Origin of the sequence: Acetivibrio cellulolyticus CD2 (assembly GCF_000179595.2) — a bacterium.
Classification (GTDB): Bacteria; Bacillota; Clostridia; order Acetivibrionales; family Acetivibrionaceae; genus Acetivibrio; species Acetivibrio cellulolyticus.
Map to the genome: position 1 here is coordinate 63,323 of NZ_JH556657.1, position 16,149 is coordinate 79,471.

Annotated in this window: 17 protein-coding genes and 1 pseudogene; 4 read left to right on the forward strand and 14 right to left on the reverse strand. The window is 36.2% G+C overall.

Going from position 1 to position 16,149, the window contains the following annotated elements:
- The first annotated feature begins 209 nt into the window (after positions 1-209).
- Complete coding sequence (locus ACECE_RS0212380) at positions 210-1,418, forward strand: cofactor-independent phosphoglycerate mutase (RefSeq protein ID WP_010247506.1); 1,209 nt, start codon at positions 210-212, stop codon at positions 1,416-1,418.
- Positions 1,419-1,439: 21 nt separating this feature from the next.
- On the opposite strand, the gene ACECE_RS0212385 is transcribed toward ACECE_RS0212380, so the two are convergent.
- Positions 1,440-2,447, reverse strand: a complete 1,008-nt coding sequence (locus ACECE_RS0212385; RefSeq protein WP_010247509.1) for an HD-GYP domain-containing protein — start codon at positions 2,445-2,447, stop codon at positions 1,440-1,442.
- A 270-nt stretch (positions 2,448-2,717) separates the two neighbouring features.
- On the opposite strand from ACECE_RS0212385, the gene ACECE_RS0212390 reads away from it, so the two are divergent.
- Positions 2,718-3,482, forward strand: a complete 765-nt coding sequence (locus ACECE_RS0212390) for a MerR family transcriptional regulator (RefSeq protein WP_010247512.1) — start codon at positions 2,718-2,720, stop codon at positions 3,480-3,482.
- 159 nt (positions 3,483-3,641) lie between these two features.
- Here the strand turns inward: ACECE_RS0212390 and ACECE_RS0212395 are convergent, their stop codons facing one another.
- From ACECE_RS0212395 to ACECE_RS0212415, 5 genes are all read right to left on the reverse strand, one after another.
- A complete protein-coding gene (locus tag ACECE_RS0212395; RefSeq protein ID WP_456049017.1) occupies positions 3,642-4,325 on the reverse strand; it encodes an SOS response-associated peptidase in 684 nt (227 codons plus the stop codon).
- On the reverse strand, positions 4,294-4,530 hold the full coding sequence (locus ACECE_RS0212400) for a hypothetical protein (RefSeq protein ID WP_010247518.1): 237 nt from the start codon (positions 4,528-4,530) through the stop codon (positions 4,294-4,296). The genes ACECE_RS0212395 and ACECE_RS0212400 overlap by 32 nt, the downstream gene beginning before the upstream one ends.
- A gap of 12 nt (positions 4,531-4,542) precedes the next feature.
- On the reverse strand, positions 4,543-5,784 hold the full coding sequence (locus tag ACECE_RS0212405) for a DNA polymerase IV (protein WP_010247519.1): 1,242 nt from the start codon (positions 5,782-5,784) through the stop codon (positions 4,543-4,545).
- Positions 5,785-5,994: 210 nt separating this feature from the next.
- The gene (locus ACECE_RS0212410; protein ID WP_010247521.1) at positions 5,995-6,846 is read right to left on the reverse strand and encodes a dockerin type I repeat-containing protein; all 852 of its coding nucleotides are present in this window, start codon (positions 6,844-6,846) and stop codon (positions 5,995-5,997) included.
- Between the two features lie 306 nt (positions 6,847-7,152).
- The gene (locus ACECE_RS0212415) at positions 7,153-8,676 is read right to left on the reverse strand and encodes a recombinase family protein (protein ID WP_010247522.1); all 1,524 of its coding nucleotides are present in this window, start codon (positions 8,674-8,676) and stop codon (positions 7,153-7,155) included.
- Positions 8,677-8,981: 305 nt separating this feature from the next.
- Between ACECE_RS0212415 and ACECE_RS0212425 the strand changes: the two genes are divergently transcribed.
- Positions 8,982-9,290 (forward strand): hypothetical protein, encoded by a 309-nt coding sequence (locus ACECE_RS0212425; protein WP_010247524.1) that lies wholly within the window; start codon positions 8,982-8,984, stop codon positions 9,288-9,290.
- Between the two features lie 16 nt (positions 9,291-9,306).
- Here ACECE_RS0212425 and rpoN read toward each other — a convergent pair whose 3' ends face one another.
- From rpoN to ACECE_RS0212465, 8 genes are all read right to left on the reverse strand, one after another.
- Entirely contained in the window at positions 9,307-10,674 is a 1,368-nt protein-coding gene (gene rpoN / locus ACECE_RS0212430) for an RNA polymerase factor sigma-54 (protein ID WP_010247526.1), read from the reverse strand.
- A 2-nt stretch (positions 10,675-10,676) separates the two neighbouring features.
- Positions 10,677-11,615: a CPBP family intramembrane glutamic endopeptidase gene (locus ACECE_RS0212435; RefSeq protein ID WP_010247528.1), complete on the reverse strand. Its 939-nt coding sequence runs from the start codon at positions 11,613-11,615 to the stop codon at positions 10,677-10,679.
- A gap of 18 nt (positions 11,616-11,633) precedes the next feature.
- Positions 11,634-12,206, reverse strand: a complete 573-nt coding sequence (locus ACECE_RS0212440) for a 5-formyltetrahydrofolate cyclo-ligase (RefSeq protein ID WP_010247529.1) — start codon at positions 12,204-12,206, stop codon at positions 11,634-11,636.
- A 26-nt stretch (positions 12,207-12,232) separates the two neighbouring features.
- A complete protein-coding gene (locus ACECE_RS0212445; protein WP_010247530.1) occupies positions 12,233-12,844 on the reverse strand; it encodes a DUF2085 domain-containing protein in 612 nt (203 codons plus the stop codon).
- Positions 12,845-12,902: 58 nt separating this feature from the next.
- A complete protein-coding gene (locus ACECE_RS0212450) occupies positions 12,903-13,598 on the reverse strand; it encodes a zinc ribbon domain-containing protein (protein WP_010247531.1) in 696 nt (231 codons plus the stop codon).
- Between the two features lie 217 nt (positions 13,599-13,815).
- Entirely contained in the window at positions 13,816-14,868 is a 1,053-nt protein-coding gene (gene cobT / locus ACECE_RS0212455) for a nicotinate-nucleotide--dimethylbenzimidazole phosphoribosyltransferase (RefSeq protein WP_010247533.1), read from the reverse strand.
- Positions 14,869-15,016: 148 nt separating this feature from the next.
- Positions 15,017-15,325, reverse strand: a complete 309-nt coding sequence (locus ACECE_RS0212460) for a 50S ribosomal protein L25 (protein WP_010247536.1) — start codon at positions 15,323-15,325, stop codon at positions 15,017-15,019.
- A gap of 78 nt (positions 15,326-15,403) precedes the next feature.
- The gene (locus ACECE_RS0212465; protein WP_010247538.1) at positions 15,404-15,700 is read right to left on the reverse strand and encodes a hypothetical protein; all 297 of its coding nucleotides are present in this window, start codon (positions 15,698-15,700) and stop codon (positions 15,404-15,406) included.
- A 161-nt stretch (positions 15,701-15,861) separates the two neighbouring features.
- Between ACECE_RS0212465 and ACECE_RS0212470 the strand changes: the two are divergent.
- Positions 15,862-16,149 (forward strand): annotated as a pseudogene (locus tag ACECE_RS0212470) (ISNCY family transposase); the annotation flags it as partial.

The window sequence follows — 16,149 nt, forward strand, 5'->3', positions numbered from 1 at the left end:
TGGAACTCTTCAAATTTACTGAACTTTTTAAACCAATTTACTATTCCTTACTACAAATTAAATTGTACAATAATGCAAATTATACTACAAATTTGTCTATTAATTGTAACATTTTTTAAGGTCAAACTTCATAAATTCAACTATTCACATTGTCCAAAGTCTGCTATAATGTAATGGTCAAAAATACTAAAAAGAAGGAAATGATATATATGAAATATGTATTAATTCTTGGTGACGGTATGGCTGATTATCCTGTACCGCAACTTGACAATAAAACTCCTTTGCAATATGCAAAGAAACCAAATATTGACTTTCTAGCCCAAAATGCAGAAGTTGGAATGGTTAAAACTGTTCCTGAGGGGATACCTCCTGGAAGTGATGCTGCAAATCTTTCTGTTATGGGCTTTGACCCCAGAAAATATTATACTGGCCGCTCACCTCTTGAAGCTGTGAGTATGGGACTGGAATTATCGGACACTGATGTAGCCCTAAGATGCAACTTAGTTACACTATCCGATGAGGAAGACTATTCCCAAAAAACAATGGTTGACTACAGTTCAGATGAAATAAGCTCAAGTGAAGCTAAAGAGCTCATTCTGGCAGTTAACGCACAGTTTAAAAATGACAAGATCTGCTTCTATCCAGGAATAAGCTACAGGCATTGTATGGTATGGAGCAACGGTTTAACTGGTTTGAATCTGACTCCTCCTCATGATATATCTGGGAAAAAAGTTACCGACCATTTGCCAAAGGGTGAAAATAATAGAATCCTTCTTGAAATGATGGTTAAAAGCTATGAAATATTAAAAGATCATCCTGTCAATAAGGCAAGAATAGCGAAGGGATTAAGGCCTGCCAACTCAATTTGGCTTTGGGGTGAAGGTAAAAGACCTTCGCTGGCAAAGTTTGATGAAAAGTATGGAGTTAAAGGTTCTGTAATCTCTGCTGTTGATCTTATAAAAGGCATAGGTATACTTGCAGGTCTTAGGAATATTGAAGTTGATGGTGCAACAGGAAATGTTCACACCAACTTTTTAGGAAAAGCCCAGGCAGCTTTAAAAGAACTCGAATCAGGACAAGACTTTGTCTACCTTCATGTTGAAGCTCCTGATGAGTGTGGTCACAGAAATGAAATTGAGAACAAGGTAAAATCAATTGAATTAATAGATGAGCAAATAGTTGGAACCATTCTAAAGGGTATGGAAAAGTATGATGATTACAGAATAATGGTTCTTCCTGACCATCCGACCCCACTTAGTTTGAGGACACATACTTCTGAGCCGGTACCATTCCTTATATACCAAAAGAGCAATCCGAAAAAATCCGGTATAAACAGCTATACCGAGGAACTGGCTATGGCCTCAGGCGTTTATTTCCCTGACGGTTACAAATTAATGGATCACTTTTTAAAAAGCTAAGGCCAACAGCCTTAGCTTTTTTTAAATCACCATAACTTCTTGAATAAACAGAGTTAAACTCTTTAAGAGGTCAATATCCCCAATAATTCCACCTTCATTATAAACCCTAACAATAGGTCTTTGAGGGCTGCCGATATTCTGCTTTATTACTACTCCATACAGCCCGTTGCTTAACAAAACCGTACATCCGTTAGGATAGAATATTATCGTATCTCTGAATCTTTCAACAATTTCAGGGTCAAGCATCTGCCCTGCTACTGCCAAAATACTTTCAAAAGCCTGATGAGGCATTATAGATATATTATTGTTGTCATACCCATGGAGAGCATTATCATAATAGTCTGCAACCCTTACTACTCTTGAAAACTCCGATATATCATTTCCCTTGATTTTCCTTGGATAACCTGATCCATCATAGTTTTCATGATGCTCATAGCAAACTTTTGATGAATGTAGGTTAAAACCCCTGCAAACACGAGCAGCTTCAAATCCAATGCTTACATGCTCCGGCTTTTCTTTTGCAATATTTTCTCTTCCAATATCATGTATCAATGCACCTGTAACAAGGTCACACAACTGTCCAAAATTATATGACATCTGATTTCCTATAAATGCTGTTAAAATGGCTACATTTACACTATGCTCAATAATAAACTCATCCATTGCATCTGTTGAAAGAATACTTATACCCTTCCCCCTGTATTCTCTCGTATAATCAACTATTTTCTTTGCTGCATCCTTGATGTCATATTCATCTATGCCTTTGGAAGAATGAACTTTACTGTAATTCTCGCTAAGAACTTTTGTCACGCTGGTCCTTATTGTAAAATCCAGGGGTTGACTAACTTCAACGTCACTAAATCTTTCGTCTATGATATAGACCTTTTGTACTCCTATTTGCTCGATCTTTGTGATAAAACTTTCGGTAAGAGTTATTCCTGAATTCAGAACGACCTTGCCGCTTGATGTGTATACTGGTCTTGCCAGTTCCTGCCCCGGTTTTAAGGACTTAATACCCACAAGCCTCATATCAGACCTCCGAACTTATTGATATGCTATATTATATTATTCGACATCATTTTTAAAATTCCTAGGGTTTATGCTTTTTTTCATCTTCTTTTTTCACACATATTTTTCACTAATTCAACTCCCCCCCAAAAAAACCATCTAACTTCATACACATCCGCATAATCTCTTTCAAACTCGGACAAATTTGCTTCGAGTATAAATTTTTAAAAAATTCCTATTGACCTTGACGTAACGTAAAGGTGTATAGTTATATTGTCAGGAGGTAAAAACATGGAATACACAGTGCATAAGTTAGGAAAAATCGCAGGAATCAGCACCAGGACTCTGAGATATTATGATGAGATTGGAATTCTAAAGCCGGCAAGAATCAGCTCTTCAGGATATCGTATTTATGGTAAGGCTGAAGTAGACAGATTGCAGCAGATACTTTTCTACAGAGAACTTGGTGTAAGCCTGGAAAGCATTAAGGATATCGTAACTTCACCATCCTTTAACGCAAGCAATGAGCTTAAGGCACATCGTGAAAAACTTCTGGCGAAACGTGAACAACTTAATTCGTTAATAGCCAATGTCGATAGGACATTAGAGGCAATGGAAGGGAGAATAACTATGTCTGACAAAGAGAAGTTTGAAGGCTTTAAACAGAAGATGATTGATGATAATGAGAAAAAATACGGCAAAGAGATTCGTGAGAAATACGGAAATGAGCAGGTTGATAATTCCAATAATAAAATTAAAGGAATGACCCCAGAGCAATATGCTGAGGTAGAAAGATTAAGTGCAGAGCTACTCTCTACTCTGAATGCCGCATATAAAACAGGCGATCCCTCTGGCGAACTGGCTCAAAAAGCTGCTGATTTGCACCGCCAATGGCTATGCCACTTCTGGGAGAACTACAGTAAGGAAGCACACGCAGGAGTTGCCCAAATGTACGTCTATGATGAAAGATTTACAGCCTACTATGATAAGGAACAACCTGGTACTGCTGAATTTTTAAGGGATGCAATTCTCATCTACACAGGTATGAAAGGATAATCGATATAATAAAAACTCCGGGACTTTAAGTTCCTGCGTTTCTCCTCTTTCACTTCGTTCGAAAGAAGCAGAATCAAAACCGAGGGGGTACTTAGCCCCCCGGTTTTAGTACATTTGCTTCGCAAAACAATTCTGTTATAAACTACAATTAGCAATATTTCATTTATTTGCTCCCGCACTCAAGACCACATTTTTATAAGTATAGGGTTTGAGCATGCCAATTACATCTTTAATACTTTCAGAATTCTGCTCAATCCAAAGCTTTTCCAAACCCGGCTCAATAATAACCGGCATTCTGTCATGAATGGATGCTGTAGTTTGATTAGCCGTAGTTGTAATAATTGCATATCCGGTATATTGTTTATTGTTATTATCTTTGAAAACATTATAAATACCAGCCATAAAGAATATTCTTGATTGACTAACGGAAATTTCAAACTTAGTTTTCCTTTTTACCCCTTCCTCCTGCTTCCATTCATAGTAAGCATTTGCCGGAATTAAACAGCGTCTCTGGTGAAGGGAACTTTGAAACATAAGTTTCTCAGTAATTGTCTCTGCTCTGGCATTTATAATCGGCCTTCCGGAATACTGACCATAGCTCCATTTCATAGGAGCCAGGACACTTTTATCCTTCTCCCGGTAAATAACCGGCGCAGTATTGGTAGGAAACACCTCACCATTAACAATATCTTCCGAGGTTTTGTATTTTTCTGATACCTCATCTATGATGGACTTTATTTCATCATACTCATACTCTGTAAAAACAGCATATCTTCCGCACATGAAAATCACCCCTACAACTATTTTACCATTATACCAGCTCAATAAACCATTTATTCTCATGATTTAGGTAAAGATAGGCTCTTTTTCCATCAACAAAGCATGAATAGCGATTCCCTTGAATTCCAATTTTCAAGGAGGCACCTTTTACAGGTTTACTAGGCTTATCTACACTATAGACCTTATCACTGCCAATTCTAATCCTTAAAGGAATAATTTCACCCTCCAAATTATAATGTGCTATTACCTCTACACTTGGCTTATTCACAAAAGAACACCTCTACTTAAAATATGATACCGGGAAGATTACATTTTCCTCGATTGGGTTAGCATTCAAGGCTTTATCTTTAAGTAATAATGCTCTTTGGACAGAATAGTGTCCAAATCTTTTACGGATTTTATCTATGCTGTATTCGAGCTGTTCCTCCTTTAGTCTTTGTCTTTCATCGTAAAAAAAACTTAACTGCGTATATGTATCTGCTGTCACAAGGTCTGTTGCCCTAACACCAATACTTCTAATAGGTTTTTCCCAATTCCAGCTATTTAAAAATATTTTAAAAGCCTTATCTGCAATATCCTTTGTGACACAACTGCACTCACTTAACTTGGCTTGCCTTTCAATGCTATTTAGTTCATTATCCCTTATATATATCTGAATAGTATTTCCCTTGAAGTTGTACTTTCTAAGGCGTTCAGCCACGCTTTCCGAAAGCACATAAAGAAGTATTTTTACATCCTCATTATTTAGCAGGTCCCTAGGTGTTGTCATGCTGTTGCCAATACCTTTAATTACACTTTGATGGTCGGTTTTCGTAACAGCTACTGTATCAAGACCATTGGCAAACATCCAGAGAGTTTCCCCCCATTTTCCAAGGAGTTTTTTGAGAAAACTCGGATTCAGATTTGCGAGGTCACCGATCGTATATATTCCAACATTGATTAGTTTTTTAGATGTTGACCTACCTACATAAAGCAAATCTGATACGGGAAGCGGCCACACATTTTGTTTAAAGTCTTTTTGAGTGATAACAGTAGTTGCATCTGGCTTTTTCATATCACTGCCAAGCTTTGCAAATATTTTATTGTATGATACCCCGATACTTGCTGTGATGCCCAATTCCCTTTTCAGCCTGATTCTGATTTCGTCTGCAATACTCTTGCCTGTTCCAAAAAGCTTGGATGATTCAGTGACGTCAAGCCAACATTCATCAATTCCAAAAGATTCTACCAGGTCCGTATAATAACTGTAAATTTTTCTTGCCTCTTTACTAAAATAAATGTATGTCTCATAGTCAGGTCGCATGACAATCAAATTCGGGCATTTCTGCTTTGCCTGCCAAATTGCTTCTCCAGTTTTAACACCATATCCTTTTGCAATTAAATTCTTTGTTAAAATAATCCCATGCCGCTGCTCGACAGATCCCCCAACTGCTACGGGTTTATCCCTTATTTCAGGATTTTTCATACATTCAACACTTGCATAAAAGCTGTTTAGATCTGAATGTAGTATAATTTTTTCCATAACACCACCTGCTATATATAGAATAGCACGAACATATGTTCGTAGTCAAGATTAATTGATAATATTATATGATATTATCAATTAATGAGTAGAATGAGTAGAAAAAATTAGTCGACGAGGCTGTTGCCCATGTCGACACTATATTGAAACAAACCCAGTAATGGATGATTTGCTAACCTTATACTGGGTTTTGAGCTGTCAAATATTTATTTATATTCCATCTTTCTTCATCGCCTCAACTATTTTACAGTGATTTATCAGATCTTGATCTGATTTAACCTCACTGGTGTAATTTAGGCCGTATGGCCAAAAATGCATACTATCACCTTTTAATACAGCACTGTTGTCTCCTGTAATTGCTCTTATCTCTGCAGTTGCATAAGTACCAGTGTAAACATTATTAACTATTAAAGAAGACCATTTGCTAGATGTTCCAACTCCAACGGTGTGGGCAATTTCATGCATAGCAGTAATATGGTTCATGTAACTGCGGTTTGAACCAAATCTTATAGTACCGTTTATATTTCCATCAGCTGTTGAAACCGAAGTTTCATAAACAATCTTAAGTGATTTCTTTATTGTTGTATAATCGTTGTAGAATGATACCGCTTTATCCATAGCACTCTGTATTTTATCATAGGCATCTTTCTGGTCATCTGTAGGGTTTGAAACCTTTTCCAGCGTGTATGTAACATTTCCCTTCTTAGGAGTTGAGGTCGGCACAGGAGTTGCTATAGGTGTACCATCTGCTGGAAATTTAGTAATAATACCTAACAAAAAACTTCTCATAAGCGCAAAATCAATTGAATTAAAGCTTCCATCTGCATTTACATCCGCTATCGTCATCCCATTTGAAACAGGAAACCCAGAACTAATTCCCAACAAAGAACTTCTCATCAACGCAAAATCAATTGAGTCTACCTTGCCACTGCCATTGACATCTCCATACACCACCTCTGCCGAATGAACAAACGATGAAAAAGATATACTCAACACTGTTATCAATAGAAACGCTACAATTTTTACTATAATAGGTTTTTGAAATAAAACTGATTTAATCATAATATTTGCCACCTCTCCCCTAATAATTTTTCACCTTATACAAATGCGCAATATCCCTAATTTTTTAAGGAGTATGATTAATTATATCATTTCAATTTAAGAGTATTAAGTTCATATTTATTATTCTGCAATGTGATATAATACAATTTATTACCATTACCCCAACAATACTCAGTTGCAATAATATTTCTATTTTCAGTTAAATAATCTTCTGAATTAAATATGGTTGTTTTTTTCTTATTCTCTAAATCATATAAATAAATGCTAGTAGGAGTATTTCCTAGCTGATATGCTATATATTTTCCATTAGTAGTTATACTCCACTATGATCCCCCCAGACTTTGTAAGCCTCTCCCGATCGTCTGAAGCTACCAAATCTCCCCAAATCTCAGCCGAATATTTATCTCCCGAATCAAAAATTACGACTTTACCAACAACCGTTCTTATAATCTCATTCGTAATCACATCAGAACTTACCTTTCTTTTTAGCATATCCACTATCTCTGAAGTATCCGGAATGCTTAAGCTATTTTTCTTTATATCCTGTATTTCCCCTCTTAATAATCCAACTTTTTCTTCCAGCTGTTTATTCATCCTTATAAACAAATCCTCAGATATCTTTTCATCAAGCCTATCCTGGTAAAGCATCTCCTGCTGTCTGAGTTTTAGGTTGAGTTGTTTATTTAACCTCTCAATTTCAACCTGACTATCATCATTGGAAAATAACTTTTCTATTCTCCCCATCAGCTTTGAATCTGCCTCAATTCCTTCAACTAACTTTAAAAGGTCCTCCATTACAATATCAATCAGTTCTTTCTCCTTTATATGATGGCTGGTGCAATCCGACTTTCCGTTTTTGCCATAACTGCTGCAAATATAAGACATAGGTCTGTCTTTCCTCATTCTCGCAAACATTGCACTCCCGCATCTACCACAATATACAATGCCTCTAAAAAGGTGTATAACCCCTTTATGTGGACTAGAATCCACACTCTTATCATCCCTCAGCTTCTGAACCCGGTAAAATTCGTCTTTACTGATTATTGCATCATGTGTATTTTCCGTTATCACCCACCTATCCTCAGGAAGGCGCCTCGTCTTTTTGCTTTTAAAGCTTATCCTTTCACTTATTCCCTGCACAGTATCCCCAATGTACACCCTATTGCACAATATCCGCCTTACACCAACAGGATTCCAGGTACTCTTTGAAGGTGAAGCACAACCCCTTTGATTTAAATAACCTGCTATATAGCTATACCCCCAACCTTCCTGGTAGAGCCTGTATATCTCCTTTACCACTTTTGCCTCATCCTGATTTACAATCAGTTTATTTTTTTCATTCGGAGACTTTATATAACCAAAAGGTGAATTACCAATGTATTCACCCTTTTGTATCTTAAATCTTATATTTGCACGTATCTTTCGCGAAATATCTTTTATATACCTCTCATTGTACCAAGTGTCAATACCAACCGTATCATTGTCCTTCAAGCTATCATATCTTCCATCATATGTAATTACTCTGACATCGTTTTCTTCAAGGTAGTCCAAAAACAAAAGAGTCTTTGCATTATTCCTTCCTAGCCTGGACAAATCCTTAACCACCAGCAGGTTTATAACACCCTTCGAAACATCGCTTTTAAGCTGTTCAATCCCTTTTCTTTCAAATCCTGCACCCGATACATTGTCATCAATATATGTCCTGACTATACTGCCTAAATTCCTGCTCTCAATAAAGTCTTCCAGCAACCCCTTCTGAGTTTCAATAGTCTCGTAATTCTGCTCATTATCATCTCTGCTTTCACGGACGTAAATGCCTATTTTATACAATTCCCCATGTATGGTTTTACACTCCCTTTCAGCAGTTACGCTTTATATCTTGTCACCTAAGAGCACTTTCGCTATTTTTACCAGAACCTCCTCCACTTCCAATTGCCTTTTAAACTTCTTTATAATAATTCTGGATTCCTTTTTTTTCTTCATTTTCAAACAGAAACACCTTTAAATCTACTAAGAAATATATATGCTGAAATTTGCAATAATAAAAATTGTCCATAGCGCAAATCCCCTGTTGAATATATATTTCTTTTATGTGTATAATTATATTAATAAAACTTACATTTGAGGGTGATCAAATGAACGGTGAAATTCCTGAGAAACTCAGGTACTTCTTAAAAAACGGCATAAAAGACGTTGATGACGGTTATGAATATGCCTCAGAGCTAAATAGAATTCTTAATTCAGATGAATGCCAGACTTCCCTTTCCGGAAAACAAATTGAATTATTGAGAGAATATGCTGATAAGGCAAGAAAAGTAGGAGAAATAAATTACTATTCAGAGCAAAAAATTAAGGATTTAGAGAGGGAATTTTTCGGTGAGAATGGAATTCTTGGATATCTTGGGGAAACTATAGCTCCTTCCAAACCTGTGTGGCCCTTTTAGGAAACAATATTTTTCCTTAATACTTCTTTCTCTTTGCAGCAACAGGTATGTTTAGTTCGGTTCTGTACTTGGCAACAGTGCGGCGCGATATTTCCATGCCGCACTTTATAAGAACCTGAACAATCTCATTATCATTTAGCGGAAACTTTTTATCTTCTGAATCTATAATTTCTTTTATTTTTAACTTAACATTCTCACTTGTCATATCTTTGCATGTGCTTGTAGAAACTCTTCCCGGGAAAAATAATTTCATGTCAAAGATTCCCCATGAACATTGAAGAAATTTTCCACTGACAGTCCTGCTGACAGTCGATTCATGCATGTTGATATCTTTTGCAACGTCCTTCATCGTAAGAGCTTTTATATGGTCTTTTCCCATTTTAAAAAATTCAACTTGATGCTTAACAATGCTATCAGCTACTTTACTCAATGTTATCTTGCGTTGCTCAATACATTTTATCAGCCACTGTACACTGTCTATTTTGGATTGAATGAATTTTTTTGCTTCAATGTTTATATCTTCCTGCAGGATTGTTTTGTAGTAGCCGCTTATATTCAATATTGGCAGCGCTTCTTCGTTTATAATTGCTTGAAACTTTCCATCTATCTCTCTTACAACTACATCCGGGATAATAAACTTTATATCCTCATACTCATAAAACTCCCTACCCGGCCTTGGCTCTAGTGATCGGATAATCTCATATATCTGTACAACTCTCTCTAAGCTAATACCCATACTCTTTGCGATATGCGTTATCTTATTGTTCGCCAGATCCTCAAGATGATTTTCAATTACATCTATAACTTCCCTGTCCTTATTTCCCATTTGAGCAAGCTGGATTCCAAGACACTCTTTAATACTCCGGGCACATACTCCTGGTGGGTCAAAAGTCTGAATAAGACTCAAAACTCTTTCAACTCTTTTTACGGGAACGTTAAAAAATGAAGCCGCTTCACTAATCATTACAGCCAAATATCCATTGTGATCAACATTGTCAATCAGATATTCGCCTACTTCCATATCCTTACCCGTGACATCTGAAGTATGAAGTTGAAGCAGGAGATGCTCTTTAAGTGAAATTACCGTAGATGCCCTATCAACTGAAATATTCTCAATTGCTTCTTCACTATTCTCATTATAGTTCCAGCTGCTTATATAATCATCATTTGAATAATTCTCGTAGGACATTGGAAACAAAATTTCTTCTTTTCGTTTTATATCATTTGGATTAACTTCTAAGGCAGGGTTTGCCTCCATCTCATCTTCTATATATTCAATAAGTTCTCTAGAATTCATTTTTAATATTTCAAACGCCTGCCTTAATTGCGGCGTAAGAATTATTTTATGGGATTGAACAAGACTCAAATCAAAATTGAAATCCAAAGTTATCCCCCCAAATAAAGAGTAAGCAGATACAACGCTGTAGATAATGTATATAATGCAATTACAATAATTACGGGCCAATGGGAAAGTATTGAAATTACATCATTTGCAATAGTTGTTTTTGATTTTCTAATACTATATTTCCCTTTGGTAACAGAATTAAAACATAACAACAGCAAAAATATAAAAAAGATACTTACGGCCCCAAATGCCAATGTATAAAACAAATCCTGCAGTGTATAAAAGCTTGAATCTTCCTCTACGTTTCTCATTGAATATTGCAGCAGTGTAGCCAGAAAGTTATTCATAAAATGAGCTATTGCCCCTGCAAATATGGAATTAGTCCTCACTACATAGTACCCAATCAGCAGTCCTAGAAATATAGGTCCTAATAAGTTGGTAATATCAAAATGGAAAACACCAAACATTATCGAAGAGATGACAATTGCTTTCATTGTGCCCCTGCTCTCATAGGCCTTAAGCAAAAGTCCCCTGTGTAGGATTTCTTCACATATTGCAGGTGCTACCGCTATTACAAGTATTGAAACGAGTACTTCTCCAAGATTTTGGGGTATTGGTATTGAAGTATCTTCAGGAGTGGGGCCAACAAATTGTAAGATATAAGCAATTATTGAATTTAAAGATGTAGCTGCATAAAAGGCAGGCACAGAAATCAATATTATCAGGAACGACGGTAATACCCCCGGGCTGTTAAACCTTAGTGTTTCCTTAATATTTACCCCCTTTCCGATCATATAAAATAATGCCGGAAACAGAATACAATAGAACTGAAGCATTAAAAGCAGCAACAACATGTCATCATCAAGGAAATTGCCATAAAACCCGTTTACTATCTCAATAACAATAGAAAATAATATATTTATTATTGCTACAAATAAAAAAACTTTATTTGCACCGGTAACCGCTACTTTATTATTCACTATAATAACCCCTTCTGCCTATATAATTCTCTCCTCTGTTATAACAAAATCTAAGGGTATATCATGTTCTTCAACAGGAATATCATCATATATCTGAAATTCAAAAGCAATTCCAATCTTAGTACAGTCAGGCTTAACGGCCTCAAGAAATCTATCATAGAAACCTGCCCCATAACCTATTCTATTTCTGCCTGTGTCAAATGCAACTCCCGGTACTATGACCAAATCAATTTCTTTCACGTTAAAAACCCTGGCACTATCCTTTCTTGGCTCTAAAATTCCAAATACACCAGGCATTAAATCGTTCTCCAAATTCACAACCTCATAGGGTACAACCTTTTTTATTCCATTAATTGAATCAACCAGAGGCAACACTACTCTTTTTCCATGTTTGAAACAATAGTCTATTATATATCCGGTCATTACCTCGTTTTTGAAGTCCATGTAACACATTATTGCTTGACTTGCTTTAAATGAATCCAACTTAATAAGTCTTTGAGCTATTTCAAAGCTTTTACTCTCCACTTCTTTTCTGGATGCACTTTTTCTATAGCAAGCAACTTCTTCTCTTATAAGCTTTTTAGTTCTCAACTTTCCTCACCTTTAAAATTTCCAAATTATAATATCAGTGATCTTATCGGCCCCAATAGCAAGCATCTTAATACATATAGCAATCCGAAAGCAATTATAGTCAAAACCGAAGCATACAAAACACTGCTTTTAGGGTTCCCAATATTTAACATCTTAATCAAAGTAAAAATAAACCTTCCAATTATAAATACCAACCCAATTATACTTGCAGTTGCAACTATTGCCCATCTTAGTATACTAAACCTTAGAATGACAACGCATACCAAAATATTTATAAAAGACAATATGACTACGTCAATCCAACCATCAATTATTTTTAATTTGTTAGCCTCATAAACTTTAAAATTTGCAGCCGGAATAAGCAAAATACCCATAGACATGCCAAAAAAAATCCCTGTCACCAGCCTTATAATATTATCAGTCTGTCTTATAGAAATATACGAAGTGACAGCATCGACCATCATAGGAATCATTAATATAGCTAATATTACACTTATCCCTGTCGATGGAACCCTGTCAGATCTAAGTTTTCCTCTGACAATACAATATACCAGTACAATAAAAATCCCCAAGTATATACCCGTATCCCTAGCACAAAACGGTAGGGGCATTCCATCAATAAAGATAGTTCTCTCCATCAGTTGATGGCACACAAAACTCCCAATTAAATAGTATATTCTTGAAATCATAACTTGGCTAGCTATTTGACAATGCGCTTACTAAAACACAACACGAGGCACACATTAATACAAAAATAATCAGGGAATTGACTAAAAGTGCCAATCCAAAGGACTTTTTATCAGTATCATCTTCAGAATTCATAAAAACAATTGCAACTATGACGCCGACCAACTGGCCGATCCCCGGTATAAGGTTGCATATTGCTGTTAAAAACACTTTCATTGCATTGCTTAAAGAAGGCTTTCCCTCTGCACTCTGTCTGTGGATCACGCTTCCCTGGTTACTCGGCTGTCCCACATTATTGCCCATAGAAACTTGCTGTACGGTATTTGCTGTCTGAGGTGCCTGAGTTTCACTTATGGCAGGATTATCTAGATTCTCCTGAGTCTCATCAAATATTTGTTCATCCGGTTTAATTCGGGTTAACCCTTCCTCTATTTTAGAGTCAAAAACCTTTTCTTCATCCATAAAAGCTTTGACAGAGTTGTCACTTTTAACATTGTCTAATTCAAATGAACTTTTTGATATATCCATTTTTATAACATTTGCTGGAGAGCTATTGTCATCGAAATCTTCTGTTTTACCTTCATCAATTTTAAAACCGCTACTCATTCCCAAAACACTGCCGCAATATGGACATCTCTTGGCATCAGCTGCTATATCTTCGCCACAAAAATTGCAAACAGTTCTTCCGTTTCCAGTACCGTTCATATCCCCCACTCCTTGCCTTTTGTAATAATATAAAACAATCTACCTACTATATGTTATTATATTACAAAAACTTTAATTATACTATTCTTCAAAATTAGTTAAAATCCTTCTAAGCATTATTAATATAACTTTAGGCTTGATGAAAAAAAACTTTCGCTATAATTTTGCGGCAATACGCATGCTTCGCATGATTGTCCCGCAAAAAATCGGAAGTGCCTTAGCTGAGCGGAACATATTGCTCAATCTTTGCATCTCCAAAAGTCCCCATCTGCGTATATGCAGCAAAAGCACAGTCAATTAGCTGAAATGCTATAGCTGCGCCTGTACCTTCACCAACACGCATATCCAAATTCAGAAAAGGTTCCATTCCAAGAGCTTCCAAAACCTTTCTGCTTCCAGGCTCTGCCGAGCCATGCGAAGGGAACATATAATTCCTTACCTCAGGCTTTATAGCAACTGCACACAGGGCTGCTGTTGCAGAAATAAATCCATCAATTAAAATAGGTATCCTATACCTAGCCGCACCAATAAAGCACCCAACAAGTCCAGCTATATCCAAACCTCCCAATTTTGCCAACACATCAATAGGATCCTTAGGATCAGGTTTGTTTATTTCTATAGCCTTCCTGATTACTTCTATTTTATTTGTCATTCCTTCGCTGGTCAATCCAGCTCCTCTCCCTACCATTACTTCAACATCAATTCCTGTCAAAACCGAAGATACGGCACTGCTTGTTGTCGTGTTTCCAACTCCCATTTCGCCCGTACCCAATAAATTTACACCTTTTTCACATAAACATCTTACAATGTCAATTCCGGCCTCTATTGCTTTTATAGCTTCATCCCGTTCCATTGCAGGTCCTTTAGCAATATTCCATGTCCCTTTCCGGATTTTTCTGTTTATTATTCCATCACAATTTATGTCATCATCAACGCCTATATCAACAACTGCAATATCTGCGTTTGCACATTTTGATAACACATTAACTGCAGTTATTCCTTTTGTAAAATTCCTGGTCACCGATGATGTCACACTTTTAGGACAGGAACTAACTCCCTCTTCAACAACACCGTTATCTGCACACATTATAATTACAGTCTTTTTATCAACTTTGGGGTACAATTTCCCTGTTATTCCAACTATTCTCCTGACGACTTCTTCAAGTTTACCCAGACTACCGATGGGTTTTGTAAGACTATCCAATCGTACCTGTGCCTCAGCCATAAATTTCTCATCCAGCTTACCTATAGATTCAAGTACTTTTTCCACAATGCTATTCCCCCGATTCCAAGTTCAAATATATAAAAGTATTATATTGTAGTTAAATAAATAAATCAACTTAAGAGCCAAACTGTTTAAAAAAATCAAATAAAAATAGTGCTGCAGACTAATCTGCAACACCATTATTTTCTCTACTCTAATGTATGTAACCGTTTGTTTCCAAAGGCATTAAATCAACATGCCGAATCTCTCCGCTAATGGCCTCTCTTTGTACTTCCTTAACTTTTGCCTTAAATTGCCTGTTATTAAAACTAATATTAAGAATCAAATCATAATCCATTTTTCCTGCCAATACATGTCTGATTTCATCTTCTCTCATTTCAATTGGCAAGCTTTCTCCACCTTGATATAAAACTCCAGGGACCATTCCTTCCCTTTTTAGCTTTCTTGCCACTGAAGATCCCAATTCAGTTCTGTTCTCTACATTAATATCAAATGCTTCCATAAAGACTCTCCTTTATTAATGAAACTTTTTATATATCATTAATAAAGTATGTCCTGAAATTTACAAATTAATACCCAATCATGCACTCTCATCCTTATAATATACGTGTAGCAGCGCCTTTATAATATCATTGCAGTTGTCACCCGTCACCAGTTGTACATCTCCCTCACCAACCTGAATGGCAAGATTAATTTTATGTCTGTGATTATTGTCTATTACTGTACTGATCATATCAATAGCTTCAAGGGGTTTGTGATAAATATAGCTCCATTGTCCAACATCGCTGTCCATATTAAGCTCCTTTTGATAGTACTTCTCCAAGAATCCTCTTATTTCGCCGACCTTCCTTGAAAAAAGACTTACAGTAACACACATTTACGATTTCCCCCTATTTTTATATTACATTAGTTATTTGCGAAATGCTATAACGCTTGAATTTACTGCATTTCAAATTGATATTTTTATTGTTTTCCCCCTCTGCTTCTAGTAAAATATAGGTATCTAATCCAATTTTAAACAAGAGAAGAGGAAAACAAATGGTAAAACTTTATAAACAAATTTCTTTTGCTGACACATTCGAAGAATGTAAAGATGTTTTTCAAAATAATAAGCCAAAATTTCTTAAGCTACTCTCACAACATCTTGATTTATCTTCGCTTATACCACAGGATTTTTATTGGTCTTACCACAAAACTCTAGGGAGAGACCGTAAATATTCACTCTCTTCAATGCTTTCAGCATTAGTTCTGCAGAAAATTCTTGGCATTCCTACAGTTTCGCTACTCATTATTTTTCTTAATTTATGCCATGAAGCCCGTGAATTC

Coding starts and splice junctions, on each gene's coding strand:
- ACECE_RS0212380 (WP_010247506.1), top strand. CDS start 210: ATGAAATATGTATTAATTCTTGGTGACGGTATGGCTGATTATCCTGTA.
- ACECE_RS0212385 (WP_010247509.1), bottom strand. CDS start 2,447: ATGAGGCTTGTGGGTATTAAGTCCTTAAAACCGGGGCAGGAACTGGCA.
- ACECE_RS0212390 (WP_010247512.1), top strand. CDS start 2,718: ATGGAATACACAGTGCATAAGTTAGGAAAAATCGCAGGAATCAGCACC.
- ACECE_RS0212395 (WP_456049017.1), bottom strand. CDS start 4,325: ATGAGAATAAATGGTTTATTGAGCTGGTATAATGGTAAAATAGTTGTA.
- ACECE_RS0212405 (WP_010247519.1), bottom strand. CDS start 5,784: ATGGAAAAAATTATACTACATTCAGATCTAAACAGCTTTTATGCAAGT.
- ACECE_RS0212410 (WP_010247521.1), bottom strand. CDS start 6,846: ATGATTAAATCAGTTTTATTTCAAAAACCTATTATAGTAAAAATTGTA.
- ACECE_RS0212425 (WP_010247524.1), top strand. CDS start 8,982: ATGAACGGTGAAATTCCTGAGAAACTCAGGTACTTCTTAAAAAACGGC.
- ACECE_RS0212445 (WP_010247530.1), bottom strand. CDS start 12,844: ATGGAGAGAACTATCTTTATTGATGGAATGCCCCTACCGTTTTGTGCT.
- ACECE_RS0212450 (WP_010247531.1), bottom strand. CDS start 13,598: ATGAACGGTACTGGAAACGGAAGAACTGTTTGCAATTTTTGTGGCGAA.
- ACECE_RS0212460 (WP_010247536.1), bottom strand. CDS start 15,325: ATGGAAGCATTTGATATTAATGTAGAGAACAGAACTGAATTGGGATCT.
- ACECE_RS0212465 (WP_010247538.1), bottom strand. CDS start 15,700: ATGTGTGTTACTGTAAGTCTTTTTTCAAGGAAGGTCGGCGAAATAAGA.